This window comes from Paenibacillus sp. NPDC058071, from assembly GCF_042885235.1.
Lineage (GTDB): Bacteria > Bacillota > Bacilli > Paenibacillales > Paenibacillaceae > Pristimantibacillus.
Genome location: NZ_JBHVSK010000005.1, coordinates 21,394 through 39,845, shown reverse-complemented (window position 1 = coordinate 39,845; position 18,452 = coordinate 21,394). Strand labels below are relative to the sequence as shown.

Below are 18,452 nucleotides of genomic sequence, written 5' to 3'. Positions count from 1 at the left end.
GGGGCAATCATGGATTGCCCCTCATTCCTTAACTTGGCTTATTTTTTCTGGCTTTTATTTATTTTTTCGGTTGAGGCATTAACCAGGCATGGTCCGGATCATTCCAAAACTTCCATATACGCGTTGGCCCTGCCATCACATTCAAGTAATAAACATCGTAACCAGGAGGCGCCGATACCGGATGGTACCCTTTTGGAACAAGGACAGCCTCGCCGTTACGAACAGCCAACGTTTCATTTAAGGAACGATCGTCCGTGTATACGCGCTGTACGGCAAAGCCTTGCTCGGGCTGAACCTGATAATAGTAGGTTTCTTCCAAGAAGGATTCTTCCGGCAGCGCATCACGGTCATGCTTATGCGGAGGATAGCTGGACCAGTGGCCGCCGGGCGTAAACACCTCGACGACAAGCAAACTTTCTGCCGGCTCAGATTCCGGCAAAATATTATGAATAAGGCGCTCTGTCGTACCTTCGCCTCGCACCTCTACCCCGACATGTTCAGGCGCGATTAGACGCGCAGCATGAATAGTACCGCCTGGTGCCCAGCATATAGCTAGCTGAAACTCGGTTGCTGCCGTTACTGTAAAGCGGTCCTTGCCAGGAACATATACCGAATAGGGCGGTATTTTTTCAAATACGCTCATCCGCTGGCCAATATTGTTCCAAGCTTCATGAACTGTGCTCACATCCGCTTTTCCGCTTAGCAATACGAGACAGGCTTCGCGATCAGCCGTCTCGCGGCTGAGGCTTTGCCCCGGTTTTAAGCTGTATACCTCGAAGCCGACATACGTCCATCCTGCCGATGCAGGCGTAATGTCAATCAGCTTTCCCTCATGATCCGGCGCCACAGCCGGTGTTACGATCAACGAACTCATAGCTATCGCCCCATTTTCCACTGTACTTCCTTGCTAGTTTACCAACGTGTCGTAATCATCTTTTTACGTGTGAAAAACTCTACGCCGTCTGTTCCGTTGGCATGAAGATCGCCGTAAAATGACTTTTTCCAGCCCGAGAACGGGAAGAAAGCCATCGGTGCAGGAACACCCAAGTTAACGCCAAGCATACCAGCATCGATATTTTCGCGGAACTGTCTTACGCTCGCACCGCTGCTTGTAAAGATGCAAGCGCCGTTCGCAAATTCGGAACGATTCGCCACTTCAATGGCCTCCTCCAAAGTTTCAGCACGCACAATGGACAGTACCGGCGCGAAAATTTCATCCTTCCAAATCGACATCTCGCTCGTAACCTTGTCAAAAATAGTTGGACCAACAAAGTAGCCCGCACCGCCTGCCGCTTCGTCTGTGCGGCCGTCGCGAAGCAGCTCGGCGCCTTCGCTCTCGCCTGCTGCGATGTAGCGAAGCGTACGATCTTTATGAGAGTCCCGAATGACCGGACCAAGGAATACCTTCTCATGCATGCCGTTGCCGATCGTAATGGCATTGGCAGCCTCAAGTAGTTTCTCAATCAGTACATCCGCAGCAGCTCCAACTGTGACTACTACCGAACAAGCCATGCAGCGCTCGCCGGCTGAGCCAAATGCGGCACTAATAATTTGCTTAACAGCTCCGTCCATATCCGCGTCAGGCATCACGATGGAATGGTTTTTGGCTCCTGCCAAAGCTTGTACTCGTTTTCCGTTGGCCGATGCTTTTGTATACACATACTCCGCTACCGGCTGCGAGCCGACAAAGGAAATCGCCTTAATGTCTTGATGCTCCAAGAGTCCGTTTACAACATCATGCGCGCCATGAACAAGGTTCAATACGCCGTCTGGAAGACCGGCTTCCTTGAACAGCTCAGCCAAGCGATTCGCAAGCAGCGGCGTACGCTCGGAAGGCTTTAATACAAATGTATTACCGCATGCTATCGCAAGCGGGAACATCCAGCATGGCACCATCATCGGGAAGTTAAACGGCGTGATGCCGCCAATAACGCCGATTGGATAACGATACATGCCAGACTCCAGATTAGTGGCGATATCCGGCAACTGCTTGCCCATCATCAAGGATGGCGCGCCCGCCGCAAATTCAACACACTCGATTCCGCGCTGTACTTCCCCGTAAGCTTCTTCATAGCTCTTGCCGTTTTCGAGCGTAATCAGCTTCGCAAGCTCGCTCCAGTTATCGACAAGAAGCTGCTGATATTTAAACAAAATGCGCGCTCTGCGGGGAACAGCTGTTTTGCTCCAAGAACCGAAGGCTGCTTTAGCGCTAGCTACTGCTGCATCAACATCCTCACGTACCGAAAGCGGCGTGTAAGCCAAAATTTCTTCTGTTGCCGGGTTGTATACAGGCTCGACAGCTTGCGTAGTCGAGGCTGTCCATACTCCGCCAATAAAATTACGAAGCGTTACCGGTTTGTTGTCCTGAGTCATTCACACATCTCTCCTCACATTTATGCTCTTCCTGCCGCTTCTATATACGCGTCCACCTGCTGGCGAGTCGGCATCGCGTCGGAGCAGCTATGGCTCGAAATAACAATTGACGCTGATGCGCTGCCAAATGACATGCTCCGGCTGATCGACCAGCCTTGCATTAAGCCGTAAATAAAGCCCGCAGCATACGAGTCGCCCGCTCCGAAGGTTTTTACAACTTTCGCCGGGAATATTTCGCTTGTATGGCTGCCGCCGTTCCTGTCATAAGCAATCGAGCCGTCCTTGCCGTGCTTAATAATGACGATTTCGGCATGGCAATCAAACCATTGCTTGGCCGTAACCTCATCGCTATGCTCTGGGTTATCGCTGAATTTCTCCAGCATATCGAACTCTTCTCGCGTCCCGATAATAATATCGCTTTTCTCGGCTGCAAGATTGTAGTAGACCGCCGTTTCATCTGTAGATGCCCACGTATAAGGGCGGTAGTCGATATCGAGAACCACTTTCGTGCCATGCTTGCGCGCATATTGCAAGGCAAGCAAGACTGCTTCGCGTGAAGGGCTTTTGGCGAGTGCTGTACCGGATACAAGCAATACCTTGCTGCTTGCAATAAGCGTCTCATTCACCTCGGCGGGAGCCAGCAACAGATCGGCCACATTATCGCGGTACATCAGTATGCTGCAATCCTCCGGGCTTTTGATTTCCGTGAAGGCAAGACCGGTTACAGCGCCGGTATGGTCCGTAACGACGTCTCTGGTATCGATACCAGAATTCTGCAAATAACGGTGAATGAAGCGGCCCATCTGATCATCCGCCAGCTTGCCGATGAAGCTCGTTTTCATACCAAGGCGAGCCATTCCGATACAAATATTAGCCGGAGATCCCCCTACATATTTCGTAAAGGTAACCGTATCTTCCATCGGACGGTTAATTTCGTTAGCATTTAAATCGATACACAAACGGCCAATAGCTGTAAAATCCAGCGGCCGGTCTGCTGCAAATGTAATAGACTCCATTACGGCATGTCCCTTCTTTCTTTAAAACAGTTAGGGGGACTTGGACTTTCCCCCTACTGATTTTAGTAAGGTCTAGCGGCCTTACGGTCTGTTTGCATCTGTTCATGAGCTTGCTTCACCTTATCGCTGGACGATACCTCCGGCACGCCGACATGCCACCACGACTCATAGCCAACCGTATTCGTACCCGGAAGCACTTTAATCTCGACAAGCACAGGCCCATTCTCTGCTTTGGCTGAGGCAAGCGCTTGTTCAAGCTCTTCCGCGTTCGTGGCCTTGTAAGCCGCAGCGCCCAAGCTTCGAGCATGCGCAGCAAAGTCAATTGGCATATAGCCTCCGCTTAACTTGCCTGTTGATGAAGAACGGTAACGGAACTCATTGCCGAAGCCTTCGCTGCCATGGCCTCGCTGAAGATTATGAATACACTGGAAGCCATGATTGTCGAACAAGACAACCGTCATTTTGACACCTTCCTGAATCGCTGTGACCAGCTCGGAATGAAGCATCAAATAGCTTCCGTCTCCGACCATCGCATAGACCTCGCGATCGGGCTCTGCCAGCGCTGCGCCGAAAGCGCCGCTTACTTCATAGCCCATGCAGGAGAAGCCATACTCCATATGATAAGTTTTAGGCTGAGTCACACGCCATACGCGGTGCAAATCACCCGGCAAGCTTCCTGCAGCCGCGACGATAACATCTTTCTCGCCAAGGAAGCTGTTGACGATCCCCAGCGCCTTCGTTTGAGTAAAGCCTTCCTCGCTCTCTAGAGCGTACAATCGGTCTACTTCGGCATCCCATTCCGACTTTAACGCCGCCAGCTCGCCATCCTTGTATGCTGGCTTGTATCCACTTTCCTGCAAGGCCGCTTGAAGGACGGGCAGCGCTAATTTGGCGTCGGCTATAACCCCCGTTCCCTCCAGCTTGACAGCGTCTAAGGAGTTAACGTTAATGTTAAGAAAAGAAACCGACGAATGGCGGAATGCCGACTTGGATGCTGTCGTGAAGTCCGACAAGCGCGTCCCGACAGCAATGATCAAATCCGCTTCGGCGGCCAGCCGGTTTGCGGCAAGCGTGCCTGTTGTTCCTACGCCGCCAACGGCTAACGGGTGATTCCAAGGCATGGCGCTTTTGCCAGCCTGCGTTTCCGCCACCGGAATTTGAAGCGCTTCGGCAAAGGCATGCAGCTCACTCACTGCCTCCGCATAATGAACGCCGCCTCCCGCGATTATAAGCGGCCGCTTCTTGCCTGCCGCTAGCGCGGCTGCGCGAGCAATCGCTTCCGCTGCTGCCGGTCTACGGTCTATATAATGAACACGCTTGTCAAAGAAAGATACCGGATAATCATACGCTTCCGCCTGTACATCCTGCGGCAGCGCCAGCGTCACAGCTCCCGTATCGGCAGGATCGGTTAATACCCGCATCGCTTGCAGAAGTGATGTCATGAGCTGTTCTGGACGAACAATGCGATCCCAATAGCGGCTTACCGCTCTAAACGGATCGTTGGCCGAAATCGTATAATCGCTTGGATTTTCCAGCTGCTGAAGAACCGGATCAGGCTGACGCGATGCAAAATTATCTCCTGGCAGCAGCAAAACCGGGATACGGTTAACCGTAGCGGTAGCCGCTCCAGTCACCATGTTCAGCGCACCCGGGCCGATTGATGTCGTACAAGCGTAAATTTGCTTGCGGTTTTTTTGCTTGGCGAAGGCAGCGGCGGCATGCACCATCCCCTGCTCATTTTTCCCTTGAATAAACGCAAGCTCACCCGGCTGGCGCTCCAGCGCTTCTCCGATACCCGTTACGTTACCGTGACCAAAAATGCCCATGACGCCGGCCACAAACTTAGTTTCGATGCCATCCACAGATAAATATTGCCGGTCCAAAAATTTCAACAGCGCTTGCGCCATCGTTAAACGAATCGTTTCCATTAGCAAGACCTCGTTACTTTGTAGATTGGTCGACCAAGGCGGGCTGTTCCATCGAACAGCCCGCCGGTCGCCTCGCCTCTTTTTCCCCGATTAGCCTTCTAGTTTGACCAGGAACGTTTTGATTTCATAAGGCTTAAGCTCAAAGGCAGGAGCGGATAACACACCGTTCGCCAGCGGCTTCTCCATCAGATCGACTTCCTGAATGGACGAGATGCCATAATCGCTTCCGAGTTCTACCTGCGTTCTCACACCGGCAAATTCATGTACGCGCAGAATCAACATATCGCTGTCTTCCGCTTTTTTAACCGCGTCCACCATTACATTCGAAGCAGAGAGATTGAACAAGGAAACTGGCGCTTGCGCAAATTCCGCTTTGCTGATTGTCAAAGGATTGTTAAGCGCCCATGCTTCTTGTACGGTTCCGCCTGCATACCAGTCGCCGCTATGCGGGAACAAGGAGTAGGTGAACGAATGCTCGCCGATATCTGCATTTGGATCAGGATCGATAGCGGATTTAATTAAGGACAAGCGAATAACGTTATCCTTAATGTCGTAACCGTATTTGCAATCATTCAACAGACTGACGCCGTAGCCGCGTTCCGACAGATCCGCCCATTGGTGACCTACCGTTTCGAAGCGCGCCCAATCCCAGCTTGTGTTCCAATGCGTCGGACGCTTCACGTTGCCGTATTGAATGTCATAAGTCGCTTCCGTCGAACGAACGTCCACAGGGAACGCAACCTTAAGCAGCTGCTGATGCTCCTGCCAATCGATATCAGTTTTAAAGTCAATTCTGCGGCTGTCCGCATAAACGGTCATAGATTGCGTAATCGATGACTTAGCATAACGCCATTTGAAGACGACCGTTGCAGCCAGAGGCCCGTTCTCCACCAGTTCGACAGAGACCAGATCGGTAATTTCGCGCATTTTTTCCTGATAGAAAATATCTACATCCCATGCATCGAAATGAAGCGGCTTATCTTCAAATACTTGAAGCACGTTGCCACGAGCTTTTTCAGCCAATACAGTACGGTTGTTGTCTAAGTCAAAAATACGAATGAGCTGACCGTTCTCGTTCCATTCCAGCTCGTAGTGAGGCGTTACCAATTGACTTCCGTTCAAGCGGAACGGAGACTCTGCTGCTGCTTTCGAATCGCCGGCAGTTGACTGGAAGCGAATACCCGCCATCCCAAGCGAAGGCACCGACGGAGCTTTCACGAGCCAGCGTCCCTCCTGGTATTGAGCTGCCAGCTCTTGGCCGTTTGCATCGTACCAGACGCCATCGGCATCGCCTTCAATGGCAATAAGATCTTCGCGCTGCCAAGGCGAGCTGTTCAGAACCGTCATTTGTCCTTCGTTCGCTTTCGTTACGCCTAGTGCGCTCGCCGCATTCGTCCAAGCTTGATCGGCTAGCTGCTGCGCCTCTGCATATTCAAGACGGCTATCCTCATAAACCTCGGCAATGGATGTTCCTGGAATAATGTCGTGGAACTGGTTGCGAAGAATAATCACCCAGCCGCGATTAATGTCTTCCTGCGGGTAGCTGCTCCAATCCTTGCGGGCTGTCGCCGAGAAAGCATGCAGCCACTCGGTTTCACGGTACAGCAGCTCCAGCTTGCGGTTCATCTTTTTATTGTACGCTTGGCTGGTGTACGTTCCGCGATGATACTCCAAATAGAGCTCGCCGTCCCATACATGCACATAACGATCACTTTCTTCCACCGTTTTCACCAGACGCTTGAAGTAGTCGTCCGCTCTGCCCGTCTTCACATTCGGAAGTCCTGGCATATCCTCCAGACGGCGGCGCATTTCCAGCATCTCGCGGTTAACCCCGCCTCCGCCGTCACCGTAGCCGTAGGACAACAGCAATTCCTGGTTGACCTCTTTGTCTTGATAGGCATCCCAGGTTCCTTTTACCGTCTGCGGAGTAATCAAACCGTTATACGTATAGAAGAATGAATTTGCTTCCTCCCAGTCATCCGGCGTTGTAATAAAATGCGTAACGATTTCGGAGCCGTCAATACCGCGCCACTTAAACGTATCATGCGGCATGCGGTTGATTTGGTTCCAGCTAATCTTCGTCGTCATAAACGCATCAAAACCCGATTTGCGCAGTATTTGCGGAAGCGCCCAGCTGTAGCCAAATACATCCGGCAGCCACAAATAGGTACTTTCTACACCAAATTCATCACGCATAAAACGTGTTCCGAACAGGAATTGACGTACAAGCGATTCGCCGGAGGTTAAGTTGCAATCCGCCTCCAGCCACATGCCCCCGCCGATCTCCCAACGGCCCTCGCGAACGCGTTCACGAATTTGCTCGTAAAGCTCAGGATAATCCTCTTTAATGTAAGCATAGAGCTGAGGCTGCGTTTGCAGGAAAACATAATCCGGGAAACGTTCCATTAAGCGCAATACGGTCGAGAAGGAGCGTGCGCACTTCTCTCTTGTATGCTTCAGACGCCACAGCCACGCCACGTCAATATGGGTATGTCCGATTGCCGTTACGGTAACGGGATGAGTTTTCTCCATTTCATTCAGTTCCGCAAGCAGCTGCTCGCGGGCTGTATATACAGACTCGCAGTACGCCTCGGATCCTGGCACTGCCCAATCAATCAGCAAAAATGCACGGTCGAGCGCTTTGAGCAAACTTACGCGGTCAGGGCTGTTCGAATCCAGCGTTTCGATTGTTTCCAGCACGGCACGGCCTGTGTAATACAGATCGTCTATTTTTTCATCCAGCCAGCAAAGCTCGGCCACATTGATCGTATGCTTCTGATCGCGCGGCACTCCGCCGCCTTCGAGACCGGACCATAGGCGAATATCCATTTGACCTGTTGTTCCTGCAGCATTCTCTGGAAGGAAAACCTCTTGGTGGTTGGAATCCACGCCTTGATACGGCGTTCCATTCCAATAAAACAACGATTCAAAGCCGCTGTTATTGCCTCCGCCCGTTTCGCCAAAATCAAAATGGCCCATAATCGCTTTGCCCGCCCATGCAGCAGGGATTTCTGCGTTAGCTGTCAGCCACAAATAACGGTCCCGGCCAACCCAGCTTTCGCCTGTCATCAGCTTTGTGGAAGAAGCTGCCGCTGGCGGTCTTGTGCCGATCGCTCCCGCTTCGTCTTCCGTAGCCCAGAAGCCTTCCAGCTTGATAACGTCTCTATAGCGAGTTTTGCTCAGCTCTTTAAGTCTTGCGCCCAGCTTTTTCTCTGTAAATAACATTGGCTCTCGCCCTCCTAAAATAACATTATGCTTACAGCTGCTCTTCGAGCTTTAGCAGATTCTCTAGACTAAGCGCTAAACTGTCCAGCGGGCTGCCCGGGCAATAGTCCTGCTCGACCGCGAACCATTCGACGCCATTGGCCAGTCCCCAGCGCAGGATAGGTACAAAATCGATAAGACCCGTTCCGATTTCTGCAAAATACTCTTTTCCATCGCTAGTCATATCTTTTAAATGCAAAATAGGCATACGCCCTGCATAATTGCTAATGAAGGTTAGAGGATCAAGACCGCCCTTGCGGACCCAATACGTATCGATTTCCGGATAAATAGCGGGGTCTTCCAGCAAATATTCAAGCGCGTATTTGCCTTCAAGCTTCGTGTGAAACTCAAAATCATGATTGTGATAGCCAGGACGGAAGCCCGTTCCTTTTACCTTTTCCGCTACGCTTAATAGATCGCTGCGCACGCTTGCGTAGCCTTCAGGCGTTTGCAAGCCGTCCGGAAGCGAGTGGCAAATAAAATCCCTGGTTTGAAAAAGACGGCCTTCCTCCAAAACGGCGTCCAAATCATGTTTCATTCGTTCAAGGCCGACATGCATGCCTGCTGTTTTGAGTCCCAGCTCGTTCATAATGGCGGCAATATCCTTTGCCGGATTGCCGTGCAAACCGTCGATCTGAACAGCTGTCCAGCCCATTTTGTGCAGCTCGCGCAGTACCCCTTCGAAGTCCACCTTCAGTTCCTTGCGAACAGTGGACAGCTGCGCCGCCAATTGATGTCTGATCTTCATATTTAAATCTCCTCCCGGATCAAATCAAGCCACTCAACTTCTTGAGGCGTCAATTCCAAGTTCATCGCCTCAATCGAAGATTGCATCTCTTCTTGACTGCGAGGACCAATGATTGCACACGTAGGAAACGGCTGATTCAATACGTAGGACAAGGCAACCTGAATTGGCGTAACCCCTTTTGCCTTCGCGATTTGAACGGAACGGTTATATCGTTCCCAGTTATTGTCGTTGTAATAAACACGTACCATTTCCTCATCGGACCGATTGTCCGGCGTGAAGTGGCCGGAGAAGAAGCCGCCTGCCTGCGCCGACCAGGATAGCAGCGGCAATTGATTTGCAGTATGCCACTGGCAAGTGCTCCAATCTGCGGATACGCATCCTTCCCAGCGAGGCTCGTTCGGTTTTGCCAGACTCAGATTCGGGCTGTTAAAGGTAAAACCGATTAAGCCGTGAGCGGCGGCATAATCATTCGCTTCCTGAACACGCTGATGGCTCCAGTTCGACGCGCCAATTACGCGAATGCGCCCCGCTGCCAGATGCTCGTTAAGCTCCTCGATAACCGGGCCGACTGGTGCTGCCGGATCATCACGGTGCAACGCATACAGATCCACATAGGAAGTGCCTAGACGCTCCAGACTTTCCATCAGATCTTTGCGGATCGCTTCCGGGTTCACGCGTGCGCCCGGGCTCCCGTCATCGTGATGGGCGCCCTTAGACAAAATAACGACCTTTTCCCGCAAGTTATTTTCGGCAAGCCATTGTCCAAGCACCTGCTCTCTTCCGCGATATTGATGAGCTGTATCAAATACGTTGCCGCCCGCTTCAATATAGGCAGCCAGCATCTGGCGCTGCGGCTCCTCCAGCTTTCTTAAATCGCCTGTGCCCATTACTAATCGGGAGAGAGGCTTGTCTACACCCGGAATATGCAATTGCTTCATTATGAACTCCTCCTTTGATGTCTCGCCAATCGCAATGCCGCTCTTTATTCCTCATCCTCGCTGAAAATCGGACGGATATTCAGCTCGAATGCAAATGTCTGATCATTTAATTGGTATTCGGGAAGCAGCTCAGGACCGCAAGCGTTCGACCCTGCTCCGCTCATCTTGTAATCCAAATGAACGATAGTTTCTCTGCGCGCCTTCAGCTCATAGGTGTGCATCGCTGAAGTCAAATCCTCCGGCATGAAATGGGAAGCGTTAAACGAAAACGGCTCAGCAGCCGCAAAGCGCAATCCCATGCCTTGCTTATTCGCTACTACCGCCCACTCTGTTCCATAACGAGATCCGTTCTCTTGCGGCATGACATAGTTTTCGAACATTCCCTTTACTGTAGAGCTGAACCGGCCTTTCCGTACATATTGGCGCTTATCGATATAGCTCTCGTCCGGACCAAGCCCCTCGTATTCGACTTGTTCCATTTCTTGCGGCAAGATGAGCTGAAGCCCAAAGCGCGGAAGAAATGGATGTCCCTCGGCAACGTTGATGTCCGTCTTGACCGTCACTTCGCCGCTGTCGGCAATCTTCCATACCGATATGCCGCAAAGAAGAACAAACTTGCCGACCGCTCCCATCGAGAAAGAACTTTCCAGTCGAATAGAACCGTCAGTCTCCTGACTCCATTGCGTATGATAAGTTTTCATGACAGCCCGGTCATAGCCGGCATCCTGCCACTTTTCTTTAATTTGCGAATCGTTGTCGATAGGCGCACGCCAGATGTTGTATTGCGTCGGAGCCGCCAGCATAGCAACGCCATTGCGCTCCATCGACTGCAGCATACCGGTTGTAAGATTAAACGCATAACGGAAATCAAAGCCTTCCACTTGCAAAAGCGGCCCCTGCCCGGTGACTTGCAGCTGGTGTTTCGGACGGAATACGGCTTTCGATTCCGACTGCTGTACAGGAAGCTCAAATTGAGCGAAGGCTAGCTCGTAGCCGCTGTCTGCCCAACTTGTCTCCTGTTTAAGCTTGAAGGATACCGTCAGCATATGTTCGCCAGTATCCGCTTGTTGCAGCTGGTATGGAATCGTTACCTTACCGGAGCGATGGGGTGCGATAGCTGGCGCTGCCAACCGGCCTTGTTGAACCGTGCTTCCACGCGATTCGATTTTCCAATAAACATCCAAATGAGACAAATCAACAAAATCATAGCGGTTTTCCAGTTCAAGGACGCCTTCTTGCAGATCGACAGCTTTCACGCCAACCGGAGCCATGACATACTTCAACTCCAGCAAGCCGGTATGCGGCACGCGATCAGGCGCTACAAGTCCATCGATACAGAAATGCTTGTCGTTAGGCGTGTCTCCGAAATCCCCGCCGTAAGCGTAGTACGGCGCACCGTCATCTGTATGCTGCAATATGCCGTGGTCAGCCCATTCCCATACGCAGCCGCCGATGAGCTTCGGATGCTGATAGAAGGCATCCCAATACTCGCGGAGATCGCCTGGTCCTTGTCCCATTGCATGGCTGTACTCGCACATGAATAAAGGCTTCGTATTGTTCTCGTCTGTAGCATAAGCCACTATTTCCGGGACGGAGGTATACATGCGGCTTTCGACATCCAGACATGCCGTGTCGGTCAATCCTTTATTAATAGGCGCTGCGCCTTCATAATGAATCGGAATCGAGCGATCGCGCTCTCTCGTCCATTCCGCCATGGCAATATGGTTGGCATCATAGCCGGACTCATTCCCCAGCGACCACATCACTACGCATGGATGGTTTTTGTCCCGCTCCACAACCCGCACAATGCGATCAAGGAACGCTTCGCGCCACTCTGGGTTAGCGGATAACCGGTGAATGCTCTCCTGGCTCCACTCCAGACCGGCAATTCCCATTCCGTGCGTCTCCAGATCCGCCTCATCGATCACATAAAATCCGTATTCATCGCACAGCTCCATAAAACGAGAATCGTTCGGATAATGCGCTGTCCGAATCGTATTGACGTTGTGCTGCTTCATTAATACAAGATCTTGAATCATATGCTTAACCGGAATCGTCTGCCCAAGCTCAGGATGCGAATCATGACGATTCACGCCCTTTAACTTGATCGATTGACCGTTTATGAAAAACTGTCCGTCCGCCACCTTAATCTCACGGAAGCCGACGGGAAATCTCATTACCTCTTCCCCGCTCGTAATAAACAGCCGGTACAAATACGGTTGCTCGGCATTCCACAGCTTCGGCTGCTGCACTTCAAAGGTAAGAGCTCCTTTGCCGTCAATAACGGCAATGGCAGAAGCAATCGTTTGACCTTCAGCATCTTTAAGCTCGCCTGCGACAGCCGTTAATCCTGTCGTCTCAATCTCCGTGGTCATCACCGCTTTGGCAAAGCCCTCCTCGAAAGATTGACGATTGAATACGTCTCTGACATGAACAGTATCGCGAGCTAGCAAATAGACATCGCGAAAAATGCCCGTATAGCGCCATGCATCCTGATCCTCAAGATAAGAACCGTCGCACCATTTCAAGACGAGTACCGCCAGCCGATTTTTTCCCGGGCGAAGCTGGGACGATATATTGAATTCCGCAGGCACGCGGCTTCCTTGGCTGTAACCGACAAATTCGCCGTTTACCCACAAATAGAAGCAAGAGTTTACACCTTCGAATACGATGTACTTCTCTTTCGCTTCCCAATCGTCAGCAATATTAAATTCGCGCACATAGGTGCCCGCCGGATTGTTGGTCGGTACGAATGGCGGATCCACGTTAAACGGATAGTTCAAATTGGTATAATGACGCTGGTCGTAGCCCTGCATCTGCCAACAGGAAGGAACGATCAGATCGTCCCACTGCTGCGCATCGGTATGCTCCTCATAGAAACCAGCCGGCACGTCCGCAACGCTGCCGTAATATTGGAATTTCCATATCCCGTTCAAAAGCTGATAATAGGGCGAATAGCCGCGTTTGCCCGTGCTTGCGCCTTCCTTATCGCCGTAAGGAATATAATGAGCTCTAGCTGCCTCTCGATTAACTTGCATAACGTTTAAGTCTTCCCAATAACGATTTATTTTCAGCACCAATTATCCGCTCCTTTCAGGTACAGAAAGCTAGTTAAAATGCCCTTTCATCATCAGCTTGTGAATCATTTCTGCAAACAAGCTGTTCGCCCACGCAAACCATGGTCTTGTGTAGTTCGCAGGATCGTCGGGATCGAAGCCCTCATGCATAAAGCCTGTCCCCGCATCCGTCCGCTTGAAGGTCTCCAGCAATTCATTGATTTCCGCATCGTCCACGGAGGTGAGTCCCTGCATAGCCAGACTGATATGCCATATGAAGCCTTTTGGCGTATGCGGACTGCCGATTCCCCGCGCATATTTGCCCACATGATAGTACGGATTATCCGTGCTGAGCAAAAATTGACGCGTATTTTTATAGATCGGATCGTTAGCATCTGTATAACCGAGATAAGGGATCGACAGCAGGCTTGGCACGTTGGCATCATCCATCAGATTGTAGTTGCCGAAGCCGTCCGTCTCGTAAGCGTAAATGCGCCCATACTTCGGATGCAGCACCGTGCCGTAATTTTGAATGCCGAAGTCGATCTCCTCGCGAAGCTCCTCGGCAAGTGCAGCCAATGCTTTATCTTTCCACACATCATTGGCGATTTCCGCAATATAACGAAGCACGACCACGGCAAACATATTAGACGGAATCAAGTATCCAAAGGTGCACGCGTCATCGCTAGGTCGGAATCCGGACCAGGTCATCCCTGTATAATTAACCGGCATCCCCATCCGATTATTGCGCAGCGTATCGCTAGGCGGGCAATTCTCGCGGGCAAACCGGTAAGGCGAATCCTCGAAGTGGTGTTGCTCGACCTTCCATAGCTTCATGATGATACTGGCGGCTGCGCGGAATTGCTCCGTAAATACTTCCTTGCGTCCTGTCGCCTTCCAATAAAGGTAAGCCAGCTGAATCGGGTAGCAAAGCGAATCAATCTCATATTTCCGTTCCCAGATCCAAGGCGTCAGCTCCGTCAAATCCTCATCATAGCGATTGCTGTTCGGCTCGGCGTTAAACGCATTGGCATAAGGATCGATATGAATGTAGTTGATTTGCCTTTCGATCAAGCCCTCGATGATTTGCTGAAGCTCCTTGTCCTCTGCGGCAAGCGGCAAGTAATGTCTCACCTGCGCTACTGAATCACGCAGCCACATGGCCGGAATATCGCCGGTAATGACGAAGGTCGTGCCGTCCGACAATGCCGTCGTAGTCGTCTTCAGCGTATTCGGATAACAGTTTTTAAACAGCTCAAGCAGCTTTGGCTCATTGGCCAGCTTCTCATTCGCTTCTTCTAACAAGGCGATTACTGAGCTTGGGAGTTGCATACTTGATCCGCTCCTTTATCCGCTTGCTGCCGGGCAATAAATTGCTGCAAATCCGCGCCGTCAATTAAGCCTGTGCTTCCGCCATACGCGGACACCGATTTCGCGCCGCAGGCATTTCCGAGAATGAGACTGTTCTGCACATCCTGTTCGGTTAGAAAACCCGATAAATAGCCGGCATTAAAGCAATCTCCTGCTCCAGTGGTATCAATGGACTCTACCCGGAACGCCGCTTGATGCGTAATTACGCCGTCTTTAATGGCTGCGGAGCCTTGCGCTCCCAGCTTAATGACAACATTGCCGCAATACTGGGACATGAAGCGCAAGCTTTCATTTATATCTTCAAGACCTGTGTAATGCAAAGCCTCCGTTTCGTTCATTAGAAAGACATCAACATGGCTCATAAACTCAAAGATGCCTTTATACCATTCTCCCGTATCATCCCAACCTACATCACAGGAGATGGTCATCCCTCTCGCTTTCAGTTCCTTCGCCATTTGAATATAAGCTTCATGATTACTTTTTCCTTTATATCCCGTAATATGAGCATGTCTGCCTTGCGCGATTTGCTCATAATCAAGCTCATTCATGCGCAGCTCCGTATTCGTGCCGGCATAGGTAATAAAGGAACGATCTTGATCCGGATTGAAAGCAATCGAAATGCCCGTTTGATGAATTTTGCTTGTTTTTATCATTCTGGTATCGATACCATATTTGGCGAAATGCTCCCGGACATAACGTCCATATAGATCATCTCCCAAAACGCCGTTGAATGCCACGCGTTGGCCAAGTTTAGCGAGCGCCAAAGAAAAGATAGCCGCTCCTCCTCCAACATTGAGCATGACCTCATCCACATAAACTTCCTGACCTGGCAGCGGTATTTCATTTGCTCCTACTACCGCCAGATCGACATTGGCGTCGCCAATGACTACCGCATCGAAATGTTTTACCATCCTGTCTCCCTCTTCCAGTCCGCAATTATATCTGTGATTGCTCTCCATTCGGCTTGCAGCTTTCACGCACGACCAGCTTATGCTTCAGAATCACATCAGAATTGGCGACGCTCTGCTCGCCTGAAATGAGCTTTAATAGAACATTGACCGTTTCTTTGCCCATTTCCTGAATCGGCTGCTCCATCGACGTCAATCGCGGACGAACCAATTCGGTCAATTGGCTGCCGTCAAAGCCCATTACCGATAGATCATCCGGTACGCTTAAACCGTGGTCATGAATACAGTTCATCGCTCCGACCGCCATATCGTCGCTGACCGCGAACACAGCGGTTGGCCGTTCTGCGCATGCAAGCAGCTGCTTCATAATCTCATAGCCGCTAGGCGTTTTATAATCCCCAAAGTGAATATATTCCTTGGCAACCTCGATGCCATGATCCTTTAGAGCTTGAATATAACCGATATAACGGTTTTGACCCGAAGTTACGTCCCTCATATCGCCGCCTATAAAGGCAATCCGCTTATGCCCCAGCTCAATCAAATGACAGGCCGCATCATAAGCCGCATGAAAGTCATCGATAATGACGGAAATAAAGGGCTGCTCAACCGGCTTTACGCTAGAAAAGATAACGGGAACTCCCAGCTTGCCAATCAGCTCGCGCGTCTCATCATTCAGCTTTTCGTGCATAATAATGATACCTTCTACGCGCATTTCCTTGAATACTTGCAAATACTTATATTCCTTGTCTTCATCCTCTGCGATATTGCCCACGATAAGGTTGTAATCATTTAAATTCGTAGACTGTTCAATGCTCCCCAGAATGGAAGAATAAAAGCTTGACGTTATATCCGGTACGATAACCCCGATCAAATTGGTTTTGTTGCGAACTAAGCTGCGAGCGATATGGCTAGGCGAATAGCCAAGCTCATCTATCGCCTTTTTAACTCTCGCCTTCAAGTCGTCCTTCACATACTTTTCACCGTTCAGCACTCTTGAAACCGTCGTAACAGAAACACCTGCATGTTTAGCAACATCCTTAATTTTCGGCGCCATCTCAATATCCTACCTTCCGCATAACGTTTTTAGCTTTTAACCGCCCCTTCCATAACTCCTGCAATGAACTGACGGCTTACGATTAAGAAAAATGCAATCAATGGAATGGTAGCAAGCATTGTACCTGTCATTACCATTGAGTAATCCGATGTATGAGCAGCCTTCAGCTGCTGAAGAGCAAGCACCATGGTAAATTTCGATGAATCCGTCAATACGATCAGAGGCCATAAATAATCTTCCCATACCCCTACGAAGGTCGTAATCGCCAAGAAGGCTAGTGCAGGACGCAGTACCGGCAACGCTACGTGCCAATATAGTCGGAACTTATTGCATCCATCAATTCTAGCAGCCTCAAGCAAGTCATCGTAGATCGCTAATGCGTATTGTCTAATCCAGAAAATACCGAACGCTGTTGCGATGCTCGGGATAATCAAGGCTACATAGCTTCCAAGCCAGCCCAAATTTCTCATAATAATGAATTGCGGCACTAAAAGCATTTGACTCGGAAGAATCATTGTACCAATCATAATATAAAACAGAATCTTTGAACCAGGAAATTTGAATTTAGCAAAAGTAAAACCCGTAAGCGAGTTGAAAAACAATTGAAGGGTCGTGCTCACAACTGCCACAAATACGGTATTCAAAAAAGCCCTGTAAAAATCCATGTTCTGCATAACGTTGTTGTAGTTATCCCAAAAGTAACTGCCGAAGGTCAGCTTGGGAGGGAAGGCGAACATTGCACTGGTTTCGTTCGTCGACATGACGATAAGCCAATAAAACGGAAACACAGAAATAATAACACCAACTAGCAGCAGCGCATAAAAAAATATTTTCTTCGATAAAATTTCAACACTCATGTGCTGTTCACCTCTTTTTACTAATCCTCCGACTTGTTAAAGAACTTCCAGTTAATCAACGACAAGAGACCGATAATGATAAACAAAATCCACGACACGGATGCGGCATAACCGAAATGCTGATATTTAAAGCCTTCGCGGAACAAGTACAGAACAACGGTGTCTGAGCCTGGATACGGCGCTTGATTGCCCGCCAATACTTGAGGCTCCGTGAAGATTTGGAATCCGCCGATGGTCGACATCATGATCGTAAACAAAATGATCGGCCTAAGAACAGGAAGCGTAATTTTCGTGAATTGCTGGAACAGGCTTGCGCCATCGAGCTCCGCTGCCTCGTAATAATCCTTAGGAATTTTCTGCAAGCCGGACAAATAAATAATGGCGTTGTAGCCCATGTACCGCCAGCCGATCATAAGGGCGATAACCGTTTGTACACCCAGCTCCGAGTTAAACCAAGCGATCTTATTCAGACCGAGCTCTGTCAGCAAAAAGTTCATCAAACCAAATTCATTGCCGAAAAACGATTGAAAAATGATAACGACCGCTACCATTGCCGTAATGTTGGGCAAGAAAAAGGCGATCCGGAAAAAGCTTTTGTATTTCACGATTTGCAAATTGATAATAAAGGCGATTGCCAATGAAATGATTAGCATTGGACCGTTACTGAGCAGCCATAGCACGACATTGTTTTGGAGCGCCTTCCAGAAAACCGGGTCGTTAAACATATAAACGAAATTCGATAAACCGACATACTTCATTTCCCCGATTCCATCCCAGCTATGGACAGCCAAGTACATGGAAAAGAAAATCGGGAATACGGAAAAGCATAAAAACAAGATGTAAAACGGAGAAATAAACAGATACAACGTTCTGCTTTTATAGATCTCCTTTAAGAGTGCTCCCATGTTTACTCCTCCACTAGTAGGATGTACAGGGAAA

13 protein-coding genes are annotated in these 18,452 nt (G+C 50.0%); all 13 read right to left on the bottom strand.

Translation table 11 applies throughout. The annotated features are described in order from the left end of the window. Positions 1–58 precede the first annotated feature (58 nt). The gene (gene iolB / locus ACFVTB_RS09945; protein WP_387748000.1) at positions 59–874 is read right to left on the bottom strand and encodes a 5-deoxy-glucuronate isomerase; all 816 of its coding nucleotides are present in this window, start codon (positions 872–874) and stop codon (positions 59–61) included. Positions 875–912: 38 nt separating this feature from the next. Continuing rightward, positions 913–2,373, bottom strand: coding sequence for a CoA-acylating methylmalonate-semialdehyde dehydrogenase (locus ACFVTB_RS09940; protein WP_387747998.1), 1,461 nt, complete (start codon positions 2,371–2,373; stop codon positions 913–915). Positions 2,374–2,393: 20 nt separating this feature from the next. Further along, positions 2,394–3,389 (bottom strand): 5-dehydro-2-deoxygluconokinase, encoded by a 996-nt coding sequence (gene iolC, locus ACFVTB_RS09935; RefSeq protein WP_387747996.1) that lies wholly within the window; start codon positions 3,387–3,389, stop codon positions 2,394–2,396. A 62-nt stretch (positions 3,390–3,451) separates the two neighbouring features. Continuing rightward, positions 3,452–5,317, bottom strand: a complete 1,866-nt coding sequence (gene iolD, locus ACFVTB_RS09930) for a 3D-(3,5/4)-trihydroxycyclohexane-1,2-dione acylhydrolase (decyclizing) (protein WP_387747994.1) — start codon at positions 5,315–5,317, stop codon at positions 3,452–3,454. A gap of 90 nt (positions 5,318–5,407) precedes the next feature. After that, positions 5,408–8,542, bottom strand: a complete 3,135-nt coding sequence (locus ACFVTB_RS09925) for an alpha-mannosidase (protein ID WP_387747992.1) — start codon at positions 8,540–8,542, stop codon at positions 5,408–5,410. Positions 8,543–8,573: 31 nt separating this feature from the next. Then, positions 8,574–9,329 carry a sugar phosphate isomerase/epimerase family protein gene (locus tag ACFVTB_RS09920; protein ID WP_387747990.1) on the bottom strand — a complete coding sequence of 252 codons (756 nt, stop codon included), beginning with the start codon at positions 9,327–9,329 and terminating at the stop codon, positions 8,574–8,576. Between the two features lie 2 nt (positions 9,330–9,331). Beyond that, positions 9,332–10,267 (bottom strand): aldo/keto reductase, encoded by a 936-nt coding sequence (locus ACFVTB_RS09915; RefSeq protein WP_387747988.1) that lies wholly within the window; start codon positions 10,265–10,267, stop codon positions 9,332–9,334. 44 nt (positions 10,268–10,311) lie between these two features. Next, entirely contained in the window at positions 10,312–13,344 is a 3,033-nt protein-coding gene (locus ACFVTB_RS09910; protein WP_387747986.1) for a glycoside hydrolase family 2 TIM barrel-domain containing protein, read from the bottom strand. Positions 13,345–13,374: 30 nt separating this feature from the next. Continuing rightward, entirely contained in the window at positions 13,375–14,655 is a 1,281-nt protein-coding gene (locus ACFVTB_RS09905) for a glycoside hydrolase family 125 protein (protein ID WP_387747984.1), read from the bottom strand. Then, complete coding sequence (locus tag ACFVTB_RS09900; RefSeq protein WP_387747982.1) at positions 14,634–15,605, bottom strand: carbohydrate kinase family protein; 972 nt, start codon at positions 15,603–15,605, stop codon at positions 14,634–14,636. The genes ACFVTB_RS09905 and ACFVTB_RS09900 overlap by 22 nt, the downstream gene beginning before the upstream one ends. Before the next feature lie 25 nt (positions 15,606–15,630). After that, positions 15,631–16,656, bottom strand: coding sequence for a LacI family DNA-binding transcriptional regulator (locus tag ACFVTB_RS09895; protein ID WP_387747980.1), 1,026 nt, complete (start codon positions 16,654–16,656; stop codon positions 15,631–15,633). Between the two features lie 29 nt (positions 16,657–16,685). Then, complete coding sequence (locus ACFVTB_RS09890) at positions 16,686–17,513, bottom strand: carbohydrate ABC transporter permease (protein ID WP_387747978.1); 828 nt, start codon at positions 17,511–17,513, stop codon at positions 16,686–16,688. Positions 17,514–17,533: 20 nt separating this feature from the next. Next, complete coding sequence (locus tag ACFVTB_RS09885; protein ID WP_387747976.1) at positions 17,534–18,418, bottom strand: carbohydrate ABC transporter permease; 885 nt, start codon at positions 18,416–18,418, stop codon at positions 17,534–17,536. Between the last annotated feature and the right edge of the window lie 34 nt (positions 18,419–18,452).

Coding starts and splice junctions, on each gene's coding strand:
- ACFVTB_RS09920 (WP_387747990.1), bottom strand. CDS start 9,329: ATGAAGATCAGACATCAATTGGCGGCGCAGCTGTCCACTGTTCGCAAG.
- iolB (WP_387748000.1), bottom strand. CDS start 874: ATGAGTTCGTTGATCGTAACACCGGCTGTGGCGCCGGATCATGAGGGA.
- ACFVTB_RS09895 (WP_387747980.1), bottom strand. CDS start 16,656: ATGGCGCCGAAAATTAAGGATGTTGCTAAACATGCAGGTGTTTCTGTT.
- iolC (WP_387747996.1), bottom strand. CDS start 3,389: ATGGAGTCTATTACATTTGCAGCAGACCGGCCGCTGGATTTTACAGCT.
- ACFVTB_RS09905 (WP_387747984.1), bottom strand. CDS start 14,655: ATGCAACTCCCAAGCTCAGTAATCGCCTTGTTAGAAGAAGCGAATGAG.
- ACFVTB_RS09925 (WP_387747992.1), bottom strand. CDS start 8,542: ATGTTATTTACAGAGAAAAAGCTGGGCGCAAGACTTAAAGAGCTGAGC.
- ACFVTB_RS09900 (WP_387747982.1), bottom strand. CDS start 15,605: ATGGTAAAACATTTCGATGCGGTAGTCATTGGCGACGCCAATGTCGAT.
- ACFVTB_RS09940 (WP_387747998.1), bottom strand. CDS start 2,373: ATGACTCAGGACAACAAACCGGTAACGCTTCGTAATTTTATTGGCGGA.
- ACFVTB_RS09890 (WP_387747978.1), bottom strand. CDS start 17,513: ATGAGTGTTGAAATTTTATCGAAGAAAATATTTTTTTATGCGCTGCTG.
- ACFVTB_RS09915 (WP_387747988.1), bottom strand. CDS start 10,267: ATGAAGCAATTGCATATTCCGGGTGTAGACAAGCCTCTCTCCCGATTA.
- ACFVTB_RS09885 (WP_387747976.1), bottom strand. CDS start 18,418: ATGGGAGCACTCTTAAAGGAGATCTATAAAAGCAGAACGTTGTATCTG.
- iolD (WP_387747994.1), bottom strand. CDS start 5,317: ATGGAAACGATTCGTTTAACGATGGCGCAAGCGCTGTTGAAATTTTTG.